The sequence below is a fragment of the Ruegeria sp. YTSA105 genome, from assembly GCF_059610225.1.
This window is the reverse complement of record NZ_JBXWNE010000013.1, coordinates 93,065-112,471: the sequence shown is the minus strand read 5'-3', so window position 1 is coordinate 112,471 and position 19,407 is coordinate 93,065. Positions and strand designations below refer to the sequence as shown.

19 protein-coding genes are annotated in these 19,407 nt (G+C 57.1%); 8 read left to right on the top strand and 11 right to left on the bottom strand.

Features of this window, described 5'->3' with window-relative positions:
• Window positions 1–214: 214 nt before the first annotated feature.
• The 5 genes from AC2FH2_RS15640 to AC2FH2_RS15620 are packed head-to-tail and all read right to left on the bottom strand — an operon-like array spanning window position 215 to window position 3,821.
• Complete coding sequence (locus AC2FH2_RS15640; RefSeq protein ID WP_271952617.1) at window positions 215–589, bottom strand: nuclear transport factor 2 family protein; 375 nt, start codon at window positions 587–589, stop codon at window positions 215–217.
• Entirely contained in the window at window positions 586–1,482 is an 897-nt protein-coding gene (locus tag AC2FH2_RS15635; RefSeq protein WP_496701111.1) for an alpha/beta hydrolase, read from the bottom strand. Before AC2FH2_RS15635 ends, AC2FH2_RS15640 begins: the two co-directional genes overlap by 4 nt.
• A complete protein-coding gene (locus AC2FH2_RS15630) occupies window positions 1,479–1,961 on the bottom strand; it encodes a flavin reductase family protein (RefSeq protein ID WP_281973656.1) in 483 nt (160 codons plus the stop codon). The genes AC2FH2_RS15635 and AC2FH2_RS15630 overlap by 4 nt, the downstream gene beginning before the upstream one ends.
• Window positions 1,961–2,638, bottom strand: coding sequence for a glutathione S-transferase family protein (locus AC2FH2_RS15625; protein WP_142638877.1), 678 nt, complete (start codon window positions 2,636–2,638; stop codon window positions 1,961–1,963). Before AC2FH2_RS15625 ends, AC2FH2_RS15630 begins: the two co-directional genes overlap by 1 nt.
• The gene (locus AC2FH2_RS15620) at window positions 2,631–3,821 is read right to left on the bottom strand and encodes an LLM class flavin-dependent oxidoreductase (RefSeq protein WP_496694440.1); all 1,191 of its coding nucleotides are present in this window, start codon (window positions 3,819–3,821) and stop codon (window positions 2,631–2,633) included. The genes AC2FH2_RS15625 and AC2FH2_RS15620 overlap by 8 nt, the downstream gene beginning before the upstream one ends.
• Before the next feature lie 101 nt (window positions 3,822–3,922).
• Between AC2FH2_RS15620 and AC2FH2_RS15615 the strand changes: the two genes are divergently transcribed.
• Both AC2FH2_RS15615 and curA read left to right on the top strand, forming a co-directional pair.
• Window positions 3,923–4,540 carry a helix-turn-helix domain-containing protein gene (locus tag AC2FH2_RS15615; protein ID WP_496824302.1) on the top strand — a complete coding sequence of 206 codons (618 nt, stop codon included), beginning with the start codon at window positions 3,923–3,925 and terminating at the stop codon, window positions 4,538–4,540.
• Window positions 4,541–5,198: 658 nt separating this feature from the next.
• A complete protein-coding gene (curA, locus tag AC2FH2_RS15610) occupies window positions 5,199–6,230 on the top strand; it encodes an NADPH-dependent curcumin/dihydrocurcumin reductase (RefSeq protein ID WP_281973653.1) in 1,032 nt (343 codons plus the stop codon).
• A 259-nt stretch (window positions 6,231–6,489) separates the two neighbouring features.
• Here curA and AC2FH2_RS15605 read toward each other — a convergent pair whose 3' ends face one another.
• Window positions 6,490–6,927, bottom strand: a complete 438-nt coding sequence (locus AC2FH2_RS15605; protein WP_496824300.1) for a UvrD-helicase domain-containing protein — start codon at window positions 6,925–6,927, stop codon at window positions 6,490–6,492.
• 121 nt (window positions 6,928–7,048) lie between these two features.
• Here AC2FH2_RS15605 and AC2FH2_RS15600 point away from each other — a divergent pair, with 121 nt between their 5' ends.
• The 4 genes from AC2FH2_RS15600 to AC2FH2_RS15585 all read left to right on the top strand — a co-directional run bounded on the left by AC2FH2_RS15600 (window position 7,049) and on the right by AC2FH2_RS15585 (window position 12,071).
• Window positions 7,049–8,680, top strand: a complete 1,632-nt coding sequence (locus tag AC2FH2_RS15600) for an arylsulfatase (RefSeq protein WP_142638882.1) — start codon at window positions 7,049–7,051, stop codon at window positions 8,678–8,680.
• A gap of 97 nt (window positions 8,681–8,777) precedes the next feature.
• Window positions 8,778–9,755: an HAD family hydrolase gene (locus AC2FH2_RS15595; RefSeq protein ID WP_271952630.1), complete on the top strand. Its 978-nt coding sequence runs from the start codon at window positions 8,778–8,780 to the stop codon at window positions 9,753–9,755.
• Window positions 9,756–9,811: 56 nt separating this feature from the next.
• Window positions 9,812–11,755 (top strand): multiheme c-type cytochrome, encoded by a 1,944-nt coding sequence (locus AC2FH2_RS15590; RefSeq protein WP_496824298.1) that lies wholly within the window; start codon window positions 9,812–9,814, stop codon window positions 11,753–11,755.
• A gap of 145 nt (window positions 11,756–11,900) precedes the next feature.
• On the top strand, window positions 11,901–12,071 hold the full coding sequence (locus AC2FH2_RS15585; protein ID WP_496701122.1) for a hypothetical protein: 171 nt from the start codon (window positions 11,901–11,903) through the stop codon (window positions 12,069–12,071).
• Window positions 12,072–12,406: 335 nt separating this feature from the next.
• Here the strand turns inward: AC2FH2_RS15585 and AC2FH2_RS15580 are convergent, their stop codons facing one another.
• Together AC2FH2_RS15580 and AC2FH2_RS15575 are read right to left on the bottom strand one after the other, a co-directional pair.
• Window positions 12,407–12,613, bottom strand: a complete 207-nt coding sequence (locus tag AC2FH2_RS15580; protein WP_496701124.1) for a hypothetical protein — start codon at window positions 12,611–12,613, stop codon at window positions 12,407–12,409.
• Between the two features lie 359 nt (window positions 12,614–12,972).
• Entirely contained in the window at window positions 12,973–15,255 is a 2,283-nt protein-coding gene (locus AC2FH2_RS15575; protein ID WP_271952531.1) for an adenosylcobalamin-dependent ribonucleoside-diphosphate reductase, read from the bottom strand.
• Window positions 15,256–15,383: 128 nt separating this feature from the next.
• Here AC2FH2_RS15575 and AC2FH2_RS15570 point away from each other — a divergent pair, with 128 nt between their 5' ends.
• Window positions 15,384–15,815: a DUF1489 family protein gene (locus AC2FH2_RS15570; protein ID WP_496690530.1), complete on the top strand. Its 432-nt coding sequence runs from the start codon at window positions 15,384–15,386 to the stop codon at window positions 15,813–15,815.
• Here the strand turns inward: AC2FH2_RS15570 and hisG are convergent, their stop codons facing one another.
• From hisG to hisS, 3 genes are read right to left on the bottom strand one after another with little or no spacing between them, the layout of a single operon-like run.
• On the bottom strand, window positions 15,816–16,505 hold the full coding sequence (hisG, locus tag AC2FH2_RS15565; RefSeq protein ID WP_496824295.1) for an ATP phosphoribosyltransferase: 690 nt from the start codon (window positions 16,503–16,505) through the stop codon (window positions 15,816–15,818).
• Window positions 16,502–17,590, bottom strand: a complete 1,089-nt coding sequence (locus tag AC2FH2_RS15560; RefSeq protein ID WP_496824294.1) for an ATP phosphoribosyltransferase regulatory subunit — start codon at window positions 17,588–17,590, stop codon at window positions 16,502–16,504. The genes hisG and AC2FH2_RS15560 overlap by 4 nt, the downstream gene beginning before the upstream one ends.
• Before the next feature lie 3 nt (window positions 17,591–17,593).
• Window positions 17,594–19,081: a histidine--tRNA ligase gene (hisS, locus tag AC2FH2_RS15555; RefSeq protein ID WP_496824292.1), complete on the bottom strand. Its 1,488-nt coding sequence runs from the start codon at window positions 19,079–19,081 to the stop codon at window positions 17,594–17,596.
• Between the two features lie 128 nt (window positions 19,082–19,209).
• On the opposite strand from hisS, the gene AC2FH2_RS15550 reads away from it, so the two are divergent.
• Window positions 19,210–19,404: a SlyX family protein gene (locus AC2FH2_RS15550; protein ID WP_142638896.1), complete on the top strand. Its 195-nt coding sequence runs from the start codon at window positions 19,210–19,212 to the stop codon at window positions 19,402–19,404.
• Window positions 19,405–19,407 lie beyond the last annotated feature (3 nt).

The window sequence follows — 19,407 nt, the reverse complement described above, 5'->3', positions numbered from 1 at the left end:
GATCAGACATGTTCACCGCTCGTTTTTGAACCGTGAATCACGCCGCAAAACGGAAATCAATGGGTCCTGACCCTAGATGTTTGCGCATCTTTTCATTACGCAATAACGGATTGCGCGAAACGGAGCTTGATTGCCGACGCAGCGGTTTGTCAAAGCGAGATAGGTTCCCTCTTACAAAACTGCTGCGTGCTTGGCTGCATCAAAGGCTGTCGGGTCAGCTTGTACGTTGCTTGTAATAAGTATCTTTATGGACAATCAGCCCGTCTCGGTAGGTCAGGATGTCAACGCTTAGAAACTCTTCTTTTGAACCATCCTTGTGCACGGCTGTACGGCGATATTCGCAATAAGCCTTGTTGCCGGAAATAGCGCAGTCGAGCGTTTCCCAATGCACGTTCGCGACCTTTTCAAACAGGGCTGCAAAAGCACCACGAATGGTTTCGGCTCCTTCCAGACGCACGCCATGTTCTTCGGGGCCAACAGCGTGATCAAATGTAGCGTCGGTTGCGAAGTGTCTCATTACGGCATCGATGTCATTGGCGTTAAACGCGTCACCGACAGAGTCGACTAGGTCTCGGGTCAAAGCGGTCATGATTTCGGTCCTTTTCCTTGAAGCATATCGCAAGTGTGTTTGAAGAAGGGGCTCGCCGGGTCGACCAGCACATTCAGTTCGTCAAAGTGATCCACATCGGGCACGAAATAGAGACCCATCTTGCGATCTGCTGTTTCGTATTTTTCGACATACATTCGAGCCTGTCTGTGGAACTCATCGGTTTCCGCGCCGCCGACGACGACCAGCTGAGGGGCATTGGTACCCGGAGGGTGCTTGGTCATCGGGCTTTCGGCCTGGGCTTCTGCCGGATCCATTCGGATGCCCGCATTCAAAGCCTCGGTCAGGCGGACCGGCTCAAGATAGCTGAGCGGTGAGACCGGAATGCCAGATTTAATCAGGTCTGCGGGCAAGTCATCGTCAAATGCCGGCCAATCGGTCGCCATCATCATCTGGGTAATATGGCCGCCAGCGGAATGGCCCATAACGCAGAGACGGTCTGGATTGATGCCCAATGCGCCCGCGTTGCGCCAGACAAAGGACATAGCCTCACGCGCTTCTTCTGAAATTCTCGTGATGGTCACAGACGGGCAAAGATCGTATCCGATGACAACAACATTGAACCCCGCCTCAACAAACGGCGGCGCAATGAAGCTGTAGATCGATTTGTCGCCACGCTGCCAATAGCCGCCGTGGAAATAGACCAATGTCGGTGCGGCGGTGTCCGCGCAGCGGAAGACATCCAGCTTTTGTTTTTCACCTTCTCCATAGCGGATATCTAGACTGCAATCGGATGTTGCACGCGCGTGGGCGCTGTCGCGGCTCCACCCGGGAATGACGGTCACTTCATAGTCCGGCCGCCCAGCCCGCAAATTGTACTGCGCGTCGAATTCGTCAGGGCTGAACCGGGTGTGGAAAGTCAGGTGATCACTCATGATACTGCCTCCGATTGGGGCGCGGAAAAGAACGCGCCGCGACAAAAGACCAGCGGAGGAACGGGTGCATGGGCATAGTTCACGACACGTCCCAAGAGGATTTCATGATCACCTGCATCAACCCGGTTGTGCACGGTGCATTCCAGATGCGCAGATGCACCGGGGACCAAAGGCGTCTTGGCCCCAGGAGTCCATTCCGTATCGGCAAACCGGTTTTCCACATTGCTGGCAAAATGCAACGCCAGAGCTTTCTGATCCGCGGACAGGATGTTGACCGCGAAATGATCAGACCTGGACAGCGTCGGGAACACGCGACCCGATTTTGCGACACAGACAGAGATCACAGGCGGTTCGAGTGAGACCGAGGTGAAGGAGTTGGCGGTCAGGCCCCATGGCATGCCCTCGGGGTCATAAGTGGCCACGATTGTGACCCCTGTCGGAAAAGCGCCAAGCGCACGGCGAAAGTCACGCAGGTCCATCACAGAACTCCTTCGCTGACACAGGCCTTTTCAAGGTCGGCCCACTCATCCGGGTTAGTGCCAAAATGGCGCATGACGTGACCCCGGTATGCGGGGCGTTCCGCCAATCGTTCGTACCACGCTTCGACATTGGGCAACGGTGGGCGGTCGACCTCGACATTGAAATAGCGATACGCCACGCAACCCAGCGGAATATCCGCCATGGTAAAGCTGTCGCCACAGACATAGGCCTTATCCGCAAGGTGCTGATCCAGAATGGTCAGCGCTTCATGCGCCTCATCGCGAAGTTTGGCGATCTGTTCCGGGTCCCGTTGGTCGGATTGGGTGCGCACAGTTGCAAAAAACAGGTAAATCACCGGCCCGAAGGCACGGCTGGCGGACCACTCCATCCATTGATCCGCGATGGCGCGGGTCTGTAGGTCAGAGGGGCTAAACGTTCCCGCGCCGTACCGGTCGCAGAGATACCGCACAATGGCGAGGCTTTCCCAAAGCGCGAAATCCCCATCGCGGATCGCCGGGATCATTTTGTTGGGATTGATCTGCGCGTACATATCAGTGTCGAGCTTGCCAAAGCTGCCCCCGGCCAGTTGCAGCGTATAGTCCAATCCCAACTCATTGGCTGTCCAAATCACCGGAATAACGTTTGATGAATAGGGCCGCCCCCAAATTTCAAGCATGTTCCAACATCCTTTTCTGCGCGATGGATTGTGTCCCGAATTTTGGAACGACATGCTCAAACAGTCGATGCCAACTGGACAGGATTTTCTCATAGGGAACGCCAGTGTATTGCTGCATCAACATGAGGTGGTCGAGGCCGATGGTTTCCTGCCGCTCGGCAAAACGATCCGCTACATATTCGGCGTCACCAACCACAATGATCCCGCGTTTATTGAGGAAATCGAACCAATCCATCTCTTCGTCCTCAGAAGTCATCTCTTCGCCGACATCAAGATAGCCATGTTTTGTCCACTCGCCCTTGGGGCGCGACCCGCCGAGGAATTCGTAATAGGCATTGATCGGGCCACGAATGGTGTTCACAGCCTCCTCCATGCTTGCACCAACATAGAAGGCCGTGCAGACGCCAACGCCTTCCCCTGGTTTCACATTGCGCCCTTCACGTTTGGAAAGCGCCTCGCGGTAGGGTTCCCAGCAGGCCAGTGTCGCCTTGGGTCCAGCGGCCATCGAGATCACACCCCACCCTTTTTCACCAGCAAGCTTGAATGTAGGAGGCGCATTCGACATGAGCCAGACCGGTGGGTGCGGATCAGAATACGGGCGTGGATGCACGTATATCGCTTTGTACTCGCCATTCTCGTCGTGATAGCGCGGGTCCAGCGGTTCAAAAAAACGGTTGGTTTCTTTCCAGCCTGGAACTGGGAACTCATAGAACTCACCTTGATGGGTGAAGGCGTCGTTGGTCCACGCCTTCAGAATAATATCCAGGCTCTCTTGATAGAGGCGCATCACCTTGCCGTTGTCGCGCCGATCCGCGTCCGAATTGAACTGGATAGTCGAGCGCTCATTGATACCCTTGGCGACACCAAAATCGAACCGGCCCAGCGACATGTTATCCAGCATCGCCGCGTCTTCGGCCACGCGCAATGGGTGCCAGTCCGGCAAGATGATGGGCGCCGTTCCAACCCGCAGTTTTGTGCAATGAGCAGCCACATGCGTACCCATCTGGATCGGGTTGGGCGGCGCGTTCATATAGCCGTTATGGGCAAAGTGATGTTCTGTGAACCAGGCGGTCGTGAATCCAGCCTGCTCTGCCAGCGAACATTGTTCGAGGATCATCTCCAATGTCCGGGTCCAGGGAATCGTCTCACCAGGACTGAAATTGGCAATCAAATCAAAGCGCATAGCGATCTCCCGGACAGATGTGGTAAGTTGAATTATTACCCAATTTTCAACTAAGTTGAATTTTACTCGAAAAATCAACAAAAATCTCTTATCCCGAATGCATGAATAGCAACGTTACTGATACTGACACTCAACGGCTTGGCAGCGAAATCCGCGAAGTGCGCAAGGCGCGTGGCCTGACGTTACAAGACCTTTCGGAAACGGTATCCTGCTCGACGGCGTATCTGAGCCGGATCGAGCTGGGATCAGCAAAAGCATCGGCGGAGCTTCTGCGAGAGATCAGCGAAGCGCTCTCGGTCGATCCCAACTGGTTCTTTCCCAAGCAATCGGGTGCCGGACCATTGGAGCGCAAACACGTCGTACGCAAAGAAAATCGCAGGGCGCTTTCCAACATGTACACGCGAACAACCCAGGAGTTGGGATTCGAAGACGAACTGCTATCCAGCACACTATCCGGACAATGCTATCTGATCCTGTCCCGGTTCCGCCCAGGGGCCGGTACACCGCCCGAACCCCAGGAAGGCTATTCCTTCGAGGGCGAGCAACATGCGATCGTCTTGAGTGGCGAAGTGGAGCTGCGCCTTGGTGAAGAAATCATAGTTCTTCGCAAAGGCGACAGCTTTTCCTACCCTTCAATGATCGCGCATCGGTTCCGCAACCGGACTGACAATGAGGCCACAATGGTCTGGGCGATGTCGCCAATACGGATTACTTGGTGATTATTGGCCAGCCATCGCTATTGCGAGAATTGCTTTTGATACAAAGCAACGGATAATGGCATTCGGAAAAGCCCACAGGTCTGACCTAACTGCTTGGGCCAAAACCAGTCATTTGGTCAATAGAGACAACAGTTGGCTTTGTCCTGCGATCTGTAAATTCGACCACTAATCGCCGCTACGGTCTGCATGAATGGTTACCCCTTCCGCTGAACAGCAACACCAGATTCTCCTCTCGCACTGCATTTGAGACACTGCGTCCGCTCGCAGCTAACCATCGCGATCTCGCTCTCTTCGATATGGCCATCGACAGTAAATTGTGCGGCTATGGCTTGGTCACGATTGAAGTCTATGATGTCATGGCTTCTGGTCAGATCCATGAGCAAGCTTCAGACCTGCAAAGCAAGACTCAGAGACCCCTCCACTTCGAGATTCATGAAGGAACCAGAACCTCAGTCGAGAGGTGAATGGAAGACGAACCTAAGGTCGGGTTTGATTACTTTTTAGCAGGGCGTTTCCATGAGCGTTTGGGCATTTCAATGCGCAGATCGTGCGTGATTGGGCCACGTCTATAGGTTTTTCGAACTCGTCGGTGCTGTCGTGTTGCTCTGCAGCGGAATTTGGTCTCTGTTGCAAGAAAGCCGTCTTATGAGAGGTCACAATGCCCCAAGCATCCGCCACCAATCGTCGTATTGTTCTCGCCAATCGCCCAACCGGACAACCGGACGAGAATACATTGCGCCTGGAAACCACGAGCGTTCCTGAACCTGGACCAGACGAAATGCTGGTACGTACGGTGTACCTGTCGTTGGATCCTTACATGCGTGGCCGAATGAATGACGCTAAATCCTATGCCGAACCCGTTCCGATTGGCGGTGTTATGACGGCGCAGGTCGTCGGGCAGGTGGTCAAATCCAACATCGAAGGATACGAAGTCGGAGAGTATGTGCTCAATACAAGCGGGTGGCAGGATTTTGCTGTCTCAGACGGAACGCAGGTCGTTAAGTTGGGTAAATCTCCGGACAACCCGTCTTGGTCGCTCGGAATTCTCGGAATGCCAGGCTACACGGCTTATGCCGGGCTTCTGAAAATCGGGGAGCCAAAAGCCGGTGAAACAGTTGTTGTGGCTGCCGCAGCCGGCCCGGTAGGCGCAACAGTCGGTCAGATCGCAAAGCTAAAAGGATGTCGCGTAGTGGGCATCGCAGGCGGTTCTGAAAAATGTGCTCATGTAGTCGAAAACCTTGGATTTGACGCATGTTTGGACCATCGATCTGATGATCTGGCAGCGCAACTGCGCGAGGCTTGTCCAAGTGGAATTGACGTGTATTTCGAAAACGTTGGCGGCAAAGTTCTCTATGCCGTATTGCCGCTCTTGAACCCGTTTGCACGGGTGCCCGTCTGCGGGATTGTATCCTGGTACAACCTGCCCGGCCTACCGGACGGCCCGGATATGGGCCCTGCGATCATGGGCACGATCCTGCGGATGAAAGTCAGAATGCAGGGTTTCATAATCTTCGACAACTTTGGTGCCGACGTGTATCAGGAGTTTGTCCGCGATATGACGGCTTGGCTCAAAAACGGTTCAATAAGCTACAAGGAACATGTGGTTGAGGGGCTTGAAAATGCTCCGGAAGCATTCAATCAACTGCTGGCCGGCGGTAACTTTGGAAAGATGGTCGTAAAAGTTGGTTAGCCGGACACGCAGCCAGACATTGCATCGTTCTTTGGATGGTTCCATCGTCAAAGTAACGGCCCAAAGCTGCAGTTGAGCCAAAGGTTCGATCTTCTCGGCTGATCCCGAAATCTGCCATTCGGGCTACTGGAAGGATGCGCCACTTTCAGAAGTTTAGTCGCCCGTCACGGCATTCGGATGACGCTCGACAGGGATTTTGCGTGCGGGCACATTGCTTTGGGAGGCGTGTATGTCGCCAGCGGCGACGCAAATGCAGCCGTCAGATACTCGAGTTTTTCAACACAATCGGCTCATAGCGGCCATCGAAGCAAACGCAGCATTCGATGATATTGTAATTCGTCAACGTCAGGTTGGCGCTGACGTCAGACATCTCCCATCCCTCTTCAGGCGGAATTTGTCCGGCACCTCGCATGTAAATTTTCTGCTCCGGATCGCCGAAGAAGCCGAGACAGAAGCCTAGTGAAACCGCCTGCGCCACTTCGCGGAGCGCATCCACAAAGGCCGGGTCTGTGTCCTGACCTTCATCGACAAAGATGACCGGAAAGCCTGCAGTGCGCGTGGGCCTCCGGCTCGTGCGCCAAGGACTCCGCTTGCAGGCCATGGCAGTTCCTGATGACGTGCCGGTCCGCAACGGCCTAGACACAATGGCCGACAACCGAAAGATTGCCCAAAAAAAAGAAAGTGTTGCGCCATACATTCAACTTATGGATAGTTGATCCCACTCGAAATGTTCTACGGGCGGACAAAGCCTCTCGCTTGGTGCTTGTCTGCGACCAACTCAAGTTTCACTGTTAGCGAATGTGAGGGAGTGACCGATTATGCCAGTTTCGTATTTGAACAGGGCCGTCGCGGCCGGGTTCCTGATTTTAAGCATTGGGATTGCGCCGGCGCTTGCCCAGGAAGGCAGCGCGGGCGGCAAGCCGAACGTTCTCGTCATTTGGGGCGACGACATCGGCCAGTCCAATATCTCCGCATACACAATGGGGTTGATGGGTTATCAAACGCCGAATATCGACCGGGTTGCCAGAGAAGGTATGATCTTCACCGACTACTACGGTGAACAATCCTGCACGGCTGGCCGGTCATCCTTTATCATGGGCCAGTCGGTCTTCCGCACCGGCCTTTCCAAGGTCGGCCTGCCCGGTGCCAAGGAAGGTATGCAGATCGAAGATCCCACCATTGCCGGCCTCCTCAAAGCCGAAGGCTATGCCACCGGTCAATTCGGCAAGAACCATCTGGGAGACCGGGATGAACACCTTCCGACGAACCACGGTTTCGATGTGTTTTTCGGAAATCTCTACCATCTGAACGCCGAAGAAGAGCCGGAAAACGAGGACTACCCGAAGGATATGGTGTTCGCAGACGGCACGACGTTCCTTGAACGGTTCGGTCCGCGTGGTGTTTTGAACGTGACCGCGACCTACGGCGAAAATGAAATCACGCAGAATATCGAGGATACCGGGGCTCTGACCCGGAAGCGGATGGAGATTGTGGACGACGAGACATCAGATGCTGCAATTGCCTGGATGGAGGAACAGACCAACGCCGGCACCCCGTGGTTCCTGTGGTGGAGCGGCACACGGATGCATTTCCGTACCCACGTCAGCGAAGAGAACCGCGCGCTCGCGGATGAGTTATACAATGGGGAAAAAGCTGATGAATACACTGCCGGCATGATCGAACACGACATGGATATCGGCAAGTTCCTCGAAAAGCTTGACGAGCTCGGCATCGCCGATAACACCATCGTGTTCTATTCCACTGATAACGGCGTCCATATGAACACATGGCCGGATGCCGGAATGACCCCGTTCTGGGGCGAGAAGAACACCCAGTGGGAAGGCGCCTGGCGGGTGCCTGCTATGGTCCGCTGGCCCAGTAATATCGCGCCCGGAACTATCTCGAACGAGATCGTGCATCACATGGATTGGCTGCCAACATTCCTGGCCGCTGCAGGCAATGAAACCATCAAGGAAGATTTGCTCGAAGGCATCACCGTTCCGGAAATGGCAGGCCGCGAGTATCGCGTCCATCTCGACGGCTACAACCTATTGCCAATGCTCAAGGGTGACACGGACAAGAGCCCGCGTAATGAGATCTTCTACTTCACTGACGACGGCGACCTCGCGGCGATCCGGCTCAACAACTGGAAGATCACCTTCCTCGAGCAGAAGGCCTGGGGAACTCTCCGGGCCTGGATGGAGCCGCTGACGCCGCTGCGCGTGCCGCTGATCTTCAACCTGCGCCGCGACCCTTATGAACGCGGTTACCGGACGTCGAACACCTATTACGACTGGCTGATGGACCACGCCTTCATGCTGGTGCCGGCCCAGGCTTATGTTGGGCAGTTCCTGGCAACCTTCGAAGAATACCCACCGCGGCAGGAGGCGGCTTCGTTCAGCCTCGACAAGGTAATGGAGAAGCTGTCGCAGCCGGGCGGCTCGCAGTAGACTCATCCCACTTCGTCCCGACGGAGAATTCCGTCGGGGCGCCTAATTTTCCGGTTGCCTCGGCATCCCTTTCCCTGCACTTGCGGAGGTTGTCCCTATGCGTGCTCTGCTAATTTCAATTCCTTTGACAATTCTGTTTGCATCAGCTCCGCTCGCTGACCCTTTGCCGTCTTGGACGGATACGGCCACCAAGGATCGGATCATTGCGTTTGTCGAAGGCATAACGGACCCGGATTCACCTGATTATGTCACCCCGGCCGCGCGTATTGCGACCTTCGACAATGACGGCACGCTCTGGGCAGAACAGCCGGTCTACTTTCAACTGCTATTTGCCATCGACCGATTGAAAGAAATGGCCGCTGCTGATCCCGGGGTGCTCACGTCTGACGTGCTGCGGGCCGCAGTCGAAGGCGACATGGAGACAGTGGCCGCCTCGGGCACTGAGGGACTTTTGGAAATCGTCTCCACCACCCACTCCGGCCTGACGGTGGACGAGTTCCAGGCCGCCGTGCGCAGCTGGCTGGACACGGCCAGGCATTCCGGCACAGGCCTGGCCTATGACCAAATGGTCTATCAACCCATGCTGGAGCTCTTGACCTATCTGCGCGATGAAGGCTTCCGTACTTACATCGCCTCAGGCGGCGGCCTGCATTTCATCCGGGTGTTCTCTGAAAGCGCCTATAACATTCCGCCCGAGCAGGTCATCGGGTCCATCGGAAATGGCAGTTATTCCGCCGGGGACGGACCGCCGCGGGTGATGAAGGACCCCGGTTTATTCTTCATTGACGACAAGGCAGGTAAGCCCATTGCTATCGAGGCCCGCATCGGGCGACGGCCGGTGATCGCAGTGGGAAATTCCGATGGAGATTTCCAGATGCTTGAATGGACTACTGCGGGCGAAGGTGCGCGGCTGGGCATCCTGCTGCACCATACTGACAGCGAACGCGAATACGCTTACGGCCGTGAAAGCCATATCGGGCAGCTTGCACGCGGACTTGATGAAGCAGCTAGCCGCGGTTGGCTGGTAATCGACATGGCCCGTGATTGGGAGCGGATCTGGCCGAGCCGCGAATGAAGCCCTGCACCATCCCTGTCCATGAACGACCCAGAAAATCGGATGGCCCTCTGAAAATGCAGATTGTAGTCTTGATCCTTCTCTTGCTGCTGGGTCTGCCAGCGATGGCCCAGAGCCTTGACGGCTACTTGGGGTCGGATCGTTGCACCGGTTGCCATAAGGACAGTGCCGCAGGCTGGGCAGGATCGCATCACGCTCAGGCCTGGACAACGCCGTCGCAGGAGACGGTCGCAGGTGACTTCGGCGGAACGGCCTTTCACCATGACGGTATGACCGCCCGGTTTCAGACAGGAGCTGAGGGCGGATACTACGTCGAGGTGATCGAAAAGGATGGATCGCAGGCGGAATACAAAGTGCATTCGGTTGCGGGGATCGAACCGCTGCAGCAATATCTTCTCGAGACCGAACCGGGGCAGCTGCAGAGTTTTGACGTGGTCTGGGACACCGAAGAGGGGAAGTGGTTCCACCTTTATCCGGACGAGACCCTGCCCCCGTTGGATGGTCTGCATTGGACGGGTCCCTACAAGACCTGGAATGCGCGCTGTGCGGAGTGCCACGCCACCGGGTTCCGCAAAAACTACGACGCACGCCGTTTAAGCTATGCATCAACCCAGGTCGAAATAGGCGTTGGCTGCGAGGCCTGCCACGGACCGGGAAAGGACCACGTTGATTGGGCTGATACGTGGGAAACGACAAGGACACCGCCGCCCGCAAACCATGGATTTCCTGTGGATTTCGCCGATCCTCGGCAGGCAGTCGAACAATGTGCGACGTGCCATTCCAGACGCGAAGCCAACTTGGACGGCAACCCGGTGCCAGGCACGCGTTTTCATGATGCCTACACGCTCGCACTTTTGCGCCCAGGACTTTACCACGCGGACGGGCAGATCCAGGACGAGGTCTATGTCTACGGCTCCTTTCTGCAATCTAAGATGCACGCTCGGGGCGTGACTTGCCTGAATTGCCACGGCGCACACAGTCTGGACCTGAAGGCAGAAGGCAACGGCCTTTGCACCCAATGCCACAGCCCAGCGGGTAATCCGGACTTCCCAACACTCACAGCAGCGGACTACGACAGCCCTGCACATCACTTCCACCCGGAAAACAGCGCCGGAGCGAAGTGCCAGTCCTGCCACATGCCAGAACGCGTCTACATGGGCAACGACTGGCGCGCCGATCACTCCTTCCGCATTCCCCGGCCGGACCTTTCGCCAGTGACGGGAGCACCGGATGCCTGCACCGCCTGCCACCGCGGCCAGGACGCAGCCTGGGCAGCTGCACAGATTTCCGCTTGGTATCCAGACGACAGAAACCGTGGCCGGCATTACGGGGAGGTGCTGGCGCGGGGGCGTGCCGATGCGGCAGCGGCCGCTGGCGACTTGACAGCGCTGGCGCAGAATACCAGCCAGCCGGGCATCGTGCGGGCCACTGCGCTCTGGCTTTTGGAGCAGTCCAACGACCCGCTGTTCGCCGCTAGGCTGACGGACCTGCTGCGGGACCCGGATCCGCTTGTCCGCGCTGCCGCGGCCTCTCTGCAGCGCCTTGCACCGCTTCAGGAAAGGGGCAAGCGCCTGGCCGCTGTCTTTGCCGACCCTGCCCGCAATGTGCGCATGGCCGCTGCCCGCGCGATGCTGGGTGATACGGAGAACCGCCTCCAGAACGGAACCGCCAGAGAGCTGCAAGCCGCCATGGCTGAATGGCAGGATGCCATGGCAAACCGGCTCGATTTTCCTGAAACCCACCTCCAACTGGGCGGTGTGGCACTGACCATGCGCAACATGGGCATGGCCACATCCGCGTTCCGCGAGGTGGTGCGGCTGGATCCGCAACGGCTGGATGCATGGATGATGCTGGCCAGGATCACAGCGGCAACCCAAGGACGCGTTGCTGCCGCCGCGGTTGTGGCAGAAGCTCTGTCAGCCAATCCGGAACATCCCGCACTTCTGGCCGCACAGGCAGAGCTGGAAGGAAAACCTGCGCCGCAAGGAGATAGCGAGTGACTGCTCTTGCCAGAATCCGGAACCTCAGAGCGGACCACTGAGCTGCTCAGCTTCTGCTATCTCTGAAGCCACCCGGCACACAATGAAACATTAGCTCAAAAGGCACTGCCTATGAAAACGATCTTGACCGCAATCGTGCCGGCAGTTGCCGGCATCCGGGCCCGCGTCTACTCAGAATACTGACTGGAACTACGAGGCAACGATCTACCTGTTCGCGCCCGAGACCAAAACCGCAATCGATACACCGGCAGGGCAGATCAAGGGCGCACTCATGTTTGGCGACGCGCTTGAGAATCTGGACTTTGCCTTTATGTGAGCCTTTGCCGCCAGTAACGGGAAATGGAGCTTTCTCACCGACTATATGTAGACGGACCTGTCCTTCGGCAACGAGATTGTATCTTTGGTACTAGAGATACGTCGCAACGCGTGCCAGCCCTCATTGGTGGCGGCAGACATCCACGGCATTTCTTCATGTAAAGAAGATACTGTCTCGTCCACCCAGTGCTCGTCTCTCGGCTCCACCAAGCGAACCTCATACATTAGTGGGCGCAGTCGTTGGATTTCTTTCTCCGAGAGATGCCCAAGACCTGAGGCTTCAGCCCTGTGTTGTGGGATGCGCTGAACTAGATTTTTGATGCGCCGCTTGTCATCTCAATTTAGCGCGACACCATCCGATAGTTCGCGAGCAGCTTTATCGAAATCATCTCCGCCGAGATCGACCGAATGTTCATCGTCTCCGATGAATTCTCTGGCCAGCCGCGTTTTGCGCAATTTCGTCAAATATTCAGTGAACCGATGCGTAAGAGCATCTTTTTCAAAATTGGGATCAGTGGCGAGTAGGAGTTTGATGGTCTTCATAGCAGTTCCCTCATCTATCCAGTGAGAAAAACCGACCGACAACGTGCGAAGAAGAGTAGAATTGAGAAGCAGCCAACGGTCGGCCCTAAAAGGGGCAGATCAGAAAAATCGTATGAGAAAGATATGCTGTGATGTCGTCATAGAATGAAACAGCCCTATTGCCAGACGCACGTCAATACCTTCGTACTATTGATACTGGCTGAGAAAACATCTGTTAAGAAAATCAAACGCTTTCCCGCCCCTATGATAACAAGGGGATTTTGATACTTGGGCGACAAAGACCTTGTCTTTGGGCGAAAAAATCGCTGATTTGGGTCTCAATTTCTTGGTGTATCAACAACAGAACCCACTACTTCAGATCACCCGCATTTAGAGTGACCGCAGCTACGGCAGGTCATGCATCCTTCGATCATCACCATGTCGAACTGACCGCAGGACGGGCAGGCTTTGCCGCGGGGGCCGTCGAGGTTGACCACTTGCGCCTGAGGGTCGGATTTCAGCCCCATCCCTTCGCCCTCAAGGAAGCCTATATTGATCAGGTGCTGCTCGATCACTCCGCCAATCGCGGCCAGGATCGAGGGGATGTATTTGCCTTTCACCCAGGCCCCGCCACGCGGGTCGAACACCGCCTTGAGTTCCTCGACCACAAAGGACACATCACCGCCCCGACGGAACACGGCCGAGATCATGCGGGTCAGCGCAAGCGTCCATGCATAATGCTCCATGTTCTTGGAGTTGATGAATACCTCGAACGGACGACGGCGGCCGCCAATGACAATGTCATTTATGGTCAGGTAAATCGCATGCTCGCTGTCGGGCCATTTCAACTTATATGTTGACCCCTCAAGCGATTGTGGGCGGTCCAGCGGTTCGGACATATAGATGACATCGCCGCCATCAACCTCGTGCGGCGCATCCGCGCTTTCTCCAGGAGCTTTGTCGGCACTCTCTGATACGGTCAGAACCGACCCCGTCACATCGTTGGGGCGATAGGTCGTGCACCCTTTGCAGCCCTGATCCCAGGCCTGCATGTAGACATCTTTGAAAGCGTCAAAGCTGATATCCTCGGGGCAGTTGATCGTCTTGGAAATCGAGCTGTCGATCCATTTCTGTGCCGCCGCCTGCATCTTGACATGATCAGACGGAGGCAGCGTCTGCGCGTTGACGAAATAGTCGGGCAGGTCCTTATCACCAAACTTGTCGCGCCACATCTGAACGGCGTAATCCACGACTTCTTCTTCGGTGCGCGAGCCATCTTTTTGCAGGACCTTGCGCGTATACGCATAGGCAAAGACCGGCTCGATCCCCGAAGAGACGTTGCCCGCGTACAGGGAAATCGTCCCCGTCGGGGCAATCGACGTCAGCAGCGCGTTGCGGATGCCGTGTTCGCGGATCGCATCGCGTACGTCGTCATCCATCTGCAGCATTGTGCCGCTGGCCAGGTATTTCTCGGCTTCGAACAAGGGAAACGCCCCCTTTTCCTTTGCCAAATCGACCGACGCCAGATACGCGGCGCGGGCGATTGCGTGCAACCAGCGCTCGGTCTGACGCGCCGCCTCGTCAGAGCCATAGCGTAGACCCAGCATCAACAGTGCATCGGCCAGCCCGGTGACACCCAAACCAATGCGGCGTTTGTCTTGCGCCTCAGCCTCTTGTTCGGCCAGCGGAAATTTCGAGGCGTCGACCACATTGTCCATCATGCGAACGGCGGTGGCGACCAGCTCTTGCAGCGCGGCCTCATCCAGATGAGCGGCATCCTCGAACGGTCCGGTCACCAAACGCGCCAGGTTGATCGAGCCCAGCAGGCAGGCGCCATAAGGCGGCAGGGGCTGTTCGCCGCAGGGGTTCGTCGCCGCGATGGTCTCGACATAGCTGAGGTTGTTGGCCGCATTGATCCGATCGATGAAGATCACACCTGGCTCGGCATAGTCGTAAGTGGCCTGCATGATCTTGTTCCATAGATCGCGGGCCTGGATGGTGTGATAGACCTTGCCATCAAACACCAGTTCCCACGGGCCATCGGCCTTGACTGCCTCCATAAACGGATCTGTCACCAGAACCGACATGTTGAACATGCGCAGACGGGCCGGGTCGGATTTGGCGGTGATGAACTGTTCGATATCGGGATGATCGCAGCGCATGGTCGCCATCATCGCCCCGCGGCGCGACCCCGCAGACATGATCGTGCGGCACATCGCGTCCCACACATCCATAAAGCTCAGCGGCCCCGAGGCGTCCGCCGCCACCCCGTGTACATCCGCGCCACGCGGACGAATGGTTGAGAAATCATAGCCGATCCCCCCACCCTGCTGCATGGTCAGGGCGGCCTCTTTCAACATATCGAAAATACCGCCCATGCTGTCTGGTATGGTTCCCATGACAAAACAGTTGAACAGGGTCACCCGGCGTGCAGTGCCCGCACCGGCGGTGATGCGTCCGGCGGGCAGATATTTGAAATCCTCCAACGCCTCAAAGAACTTGTCTTCCCAATGAGCAGGGTCCTGTTCCACGCGGGCCAGATCGCGAGCGATACGGCGCCAGCTGTCTTCAACCGTTTGGTCGATGGGTGTTCCATCCGCCTGCTTAAAGCGGTATTTCATGTCCCAGATCTGCTCGGCGATGGGGGCGGCAAAGCGGCTCATTGGTGATTCCCTGTCTTGAAAGAGGTATCCAGATTAGCCCAATTCGCACCTTCACCACAACACCTTGATGAAGCGGTGCAGAAGGCTACAATATAAAGGTAGCCTTGGGACGACTCTGTGGGAAAGCTGTGGATAAGTACGTAAACCTCATAAAACTGTCCGTCGGATCAGAGAGCGTCGACACGCTGATCGCATGGCAGGAGAGTCGCATGCCTCTGTACGAGGACGGATTGCCGTGCCACGTGACACGCATGTGGCCCAAACGCGAGGCAGAGATTCTGAATGGCGGATCAATCTATTGGGTGATCAAAGGCGTTGTGCAATGCCGTCAGCGCATCCTACGAATGGACGAAGTGATCGGGGATGACGGCATTCGCCGCTGCGCCATTATTCTGGATCCTGAGGTTCATCGCACCCAGAACGCCCTGAAGCGCCCCTTTCAGGGGTGGCGTTATCTCAAGCCCGAGGACACCCCCGCCGATCTGCCAAAAACCCGCGCGCAGGACGATGCCCTGCCCGATGATCTAAACCGCGCGCTGGCGGATATCGGCGTGCTGTAATCAGGCCAGACGGTCGAGCACCTCAGTCAGAACATCCTTGTCTTCGTCCGTATACTTGGCCACCCGGCTGCGCCATAGGGTTGCTTGCGATTGCAGGATCAGCCCGTCTGTCAGGATTTTCAGGTGGTTGGCGCGCAGAGTTTCCCCCGTTGACGTGATATCGGCAATCGCTTCGGCGGTTTCATTCATTACCGTGCCTTCGGTCGCCCCCTGGCTGTCGACCAGCGTATAATCGGCCACGCCCGCATCTGTCAGAAATTCACGCACCAACCGGTGGTATTTGGTGGCAATCCGCAGGCGGTGGCCGTGGGTCTTGCGAAAAGCCGCCGCCGCCGCGTCAAGGTCATCAAGCGTGTCCACGTCGACCCAGCAGGCTGGCGTAGCGATGATCAGATCGGCCTTGCCAAACCCAAGCGGAGATACTTCTTCGACCTGCTGTTCCCAGCGCGGCAGCTTTTCATGCACCAGATCAATTCCGGTGACGCCAAGATGAATGCGACCAGCAGCCAATTCACGCGGAATTTCCCCCGCCGATAACAGGATCAGCGAGACACCCTCGATCCCTTCCACCTTACCGGCATATTCGCGGTCCGACCCACTGCGAGACAGGGTGATGTAGCGCTTTTCGAACCACGAAAAGGTCTTTTCCATCAACCGGCCCTTTGAAGGCACGCCCAGTTTCAGGCTCATTGCGCGTCCTCCTCTATCTCCAGCATCAGGTCCGGGCGCAGCACGCCGCCAACTGCGGGGATTTCTGCGCCTTTGCCCAAGTGGCGGGTCAGTGCATCATAGCGCCCCCCAGTGGCAATAGGCGGCAAATCCGGCCGGCCCTCGGCGTAGAAACCAAAGACAAACCCGTCATAATACTCCATCGAGGTCCGGCCATAAGACGCTTCGAAATCCAACCTGTCCACATCCACGCCGCGCGCTTGCAAGGCCGCGATCCGCGCCTCAAGCCGGTCCAGCGCCGGGGTGATCTGCGGCAAGTCCACCGCCACGTCGCGCAGCTGTTCAAGCGCAAAGGGCATGGTTTCGCGGACGTTCAGCAGGGTTTCCAACCCGGCCAGTTCGTTGTCGGAAATCGGTGGGGTATCACGATCCTCACGCAGGGCTTCGATCCGTGCCTGAATTTCAGAGGCGAGGCGCTTGCCGATCATAGGCGCGTCGGTTGCCAAAGGGTCAGCAGCCTCGAGTAAGGTCTTGCGTCCTTCAGGCCCCGGCTTGCGCCCAGCGAAACGGTCCAGCAAGACGCGAAAACGGCGGGGCCGCCACAGATGGCGCATCAGCGCCGCCTTGCGCCGGTCGGAAGTCCTCAGCCCCTGGACAGCAGCGGTCAGAATACCGATATCGCCGGTTGCCGCCCGCAGGGGCAACCCACGCAGTTGCAACGCGAACAGCGAAAACACTTCGGCATCGGCACTGGCCGGATCGGTGCGATCAAACACCTCATACCCGACCTGGATATATTCATTCGCGCGATCCGGATCGTGTTCCTGCCGCCGAAACACCTCACCCGAATAGGTATAGCGCGCCGGTTCGGCACCGTCGGACATGTGCATCTGCACCACCGGCAGCGTGAAATCCGGGCGCAGCATTTGTTCACCATGCAGCGCATCCGAGGTAACGTAAGCACGGGCGCGAATGTCTTCCCCATAGAGGTCCAGCAACGTTTCAGCCGGTTGCAACAGAGGCGGATCAACAACCCGGGCACCTGCGGTCTCGAAACGCACCCGCATCATCGCGGCGCGCGCCTGTATCTGAGTACGGTTGGCCATGGCTCAGTCCTGATTGTCCAGAATTTCGCGCACCTTGGCAACCAGATCACCGCGCGGAACCTCGAACTGGCTTGGGCGTTCTTTCCATTCCTCAAGCGTGGCGCTTTCGGCGATCTTTGCACCAAGGATCAGGTCCTTGATCTGCACGATCCCGTTCGCCTTTTCGTCACCACCTTCGATGACCGCAATGGGTGAATTCCGCTTGTCCGCATATTTCAGCTGGTTGCCAAAATTCTTGGGGTTCCCCAGATAGACCTCGGCCCGGATACCTGCATTGCGCAGCTCGGCCACCATGGCCTGATAATCCGCCATGCGGTCGCGATCCATGACGGTGACAACCACCGGCCCCTTGGCCTGTGCGCTGATCCGCCCCTTTTCGCGCAGAGCAGCCAACAGGCGGTCGACACCAATGGAGACACCGGTCGCTGGCACTTCCTGTCCAGTGAAACGCTTGACCAGATCGTCATAGCGCCCACCGCCTGCGACAGAGCCGAACTGCCGCTTGCGGCCTTTCTCGTCAAAGATATCAAAGGTCAACTCGGCCTCATAGACCGGACCGGTGTAATAGCCCAACCCACGCACGACCGATGGGTCAATCTCGATCCGATCCGCGCCATAGCCGCCGGCTTCCAGCAAGGTCCCGATCTGTTCCAGTTCGCCAATGCCATCCGCACCGATTTGGCTGTCACCCACGGCGGCACGCAGATTGGCCAGCGTTCCTGCGGTATCTGCAGCTTTAGAGGTCAGGAAGGCGATGACCGGTTCTGCCTGATCATCGCTTAGACCCACGCCGTCGATGAAGGCACCTGACGCGTCCAGACGACCCTTGGTCAGCAATTCGCGCACGCCTGCTTCGCCCACCTTATCGAACTTGTCGATGGTGCGCAGCACGCTGTCACGGGCGGCAGCGTCTTCGCCCAGACCCATCGCCTCGAGCACGCCGTTCAGAACCTTGCGATTATTCACCCGCACCAGATAGTCACCGCGCGGGATGCCCACGGTTTCCAGCGTATCCGACAACATGGCGCAAATCTCGGCATCCGCCGTCATTGATGCGGTACCCACCGTATCCGCATCACATTGATAAAACTGGCGATACCGCCCTGGACCTGGCTTTTCGTTGCGCCAGACCGGACCCATCGCATAGCGGCGATAAGGTGTCGGCAGATCGTTGCGGTGTTGCGCATAGACGCGGGCCAATGGCGCGGTCAGGTCATAGCGCAGGGCCATCCAATCGCCCTTGTCGTTCTCATCGAATTCCTGCCAGGCAAAGACGCCTTCGTTCGGACGATCCACGTCAGGCAGGAACTTGCCCAGCGCTTCGACCGTTTCGACCGCGCTGCTCTCCAAAGCATCAAAGCCATAGCGATGATAGACACCCGCGATAGTCCGCAGCATCTCGGTGCGCTGCGTGACTTCCTCGCCAAAATAGTCGCGAAACCCCTTCGGCGTTACGGCCTTGGGGCGGGGCTGTTTCTTGGGCTTGGCCATTTGGGGCGTCCTTGGGCGTTAAGTGTTCCGCGCGCGGTCTATCCCATGGCCCGTTTCGGGGCAAGGCGCGCTTTCGCTGGCCTTGCACAGCCGGTGCCGTTATGACCGGCGCGAGACAGGAGTTTCCAATGCAACATCTGGAAGAGCAGATCGCCCATCTGACCCGCACGGTCGAAGATCTGAACACAATCGTCACGCGCCAGCAGGATGAGATCGACAACTTGACCCGCCGGGTTGAGGTGCTGATGCGCCGCGAAGGTGAACGGGCACAAGAAGGTTCAGGCGGCATCATCCTCGGAGACGAACGCCCGCCGCATTATTGAGCG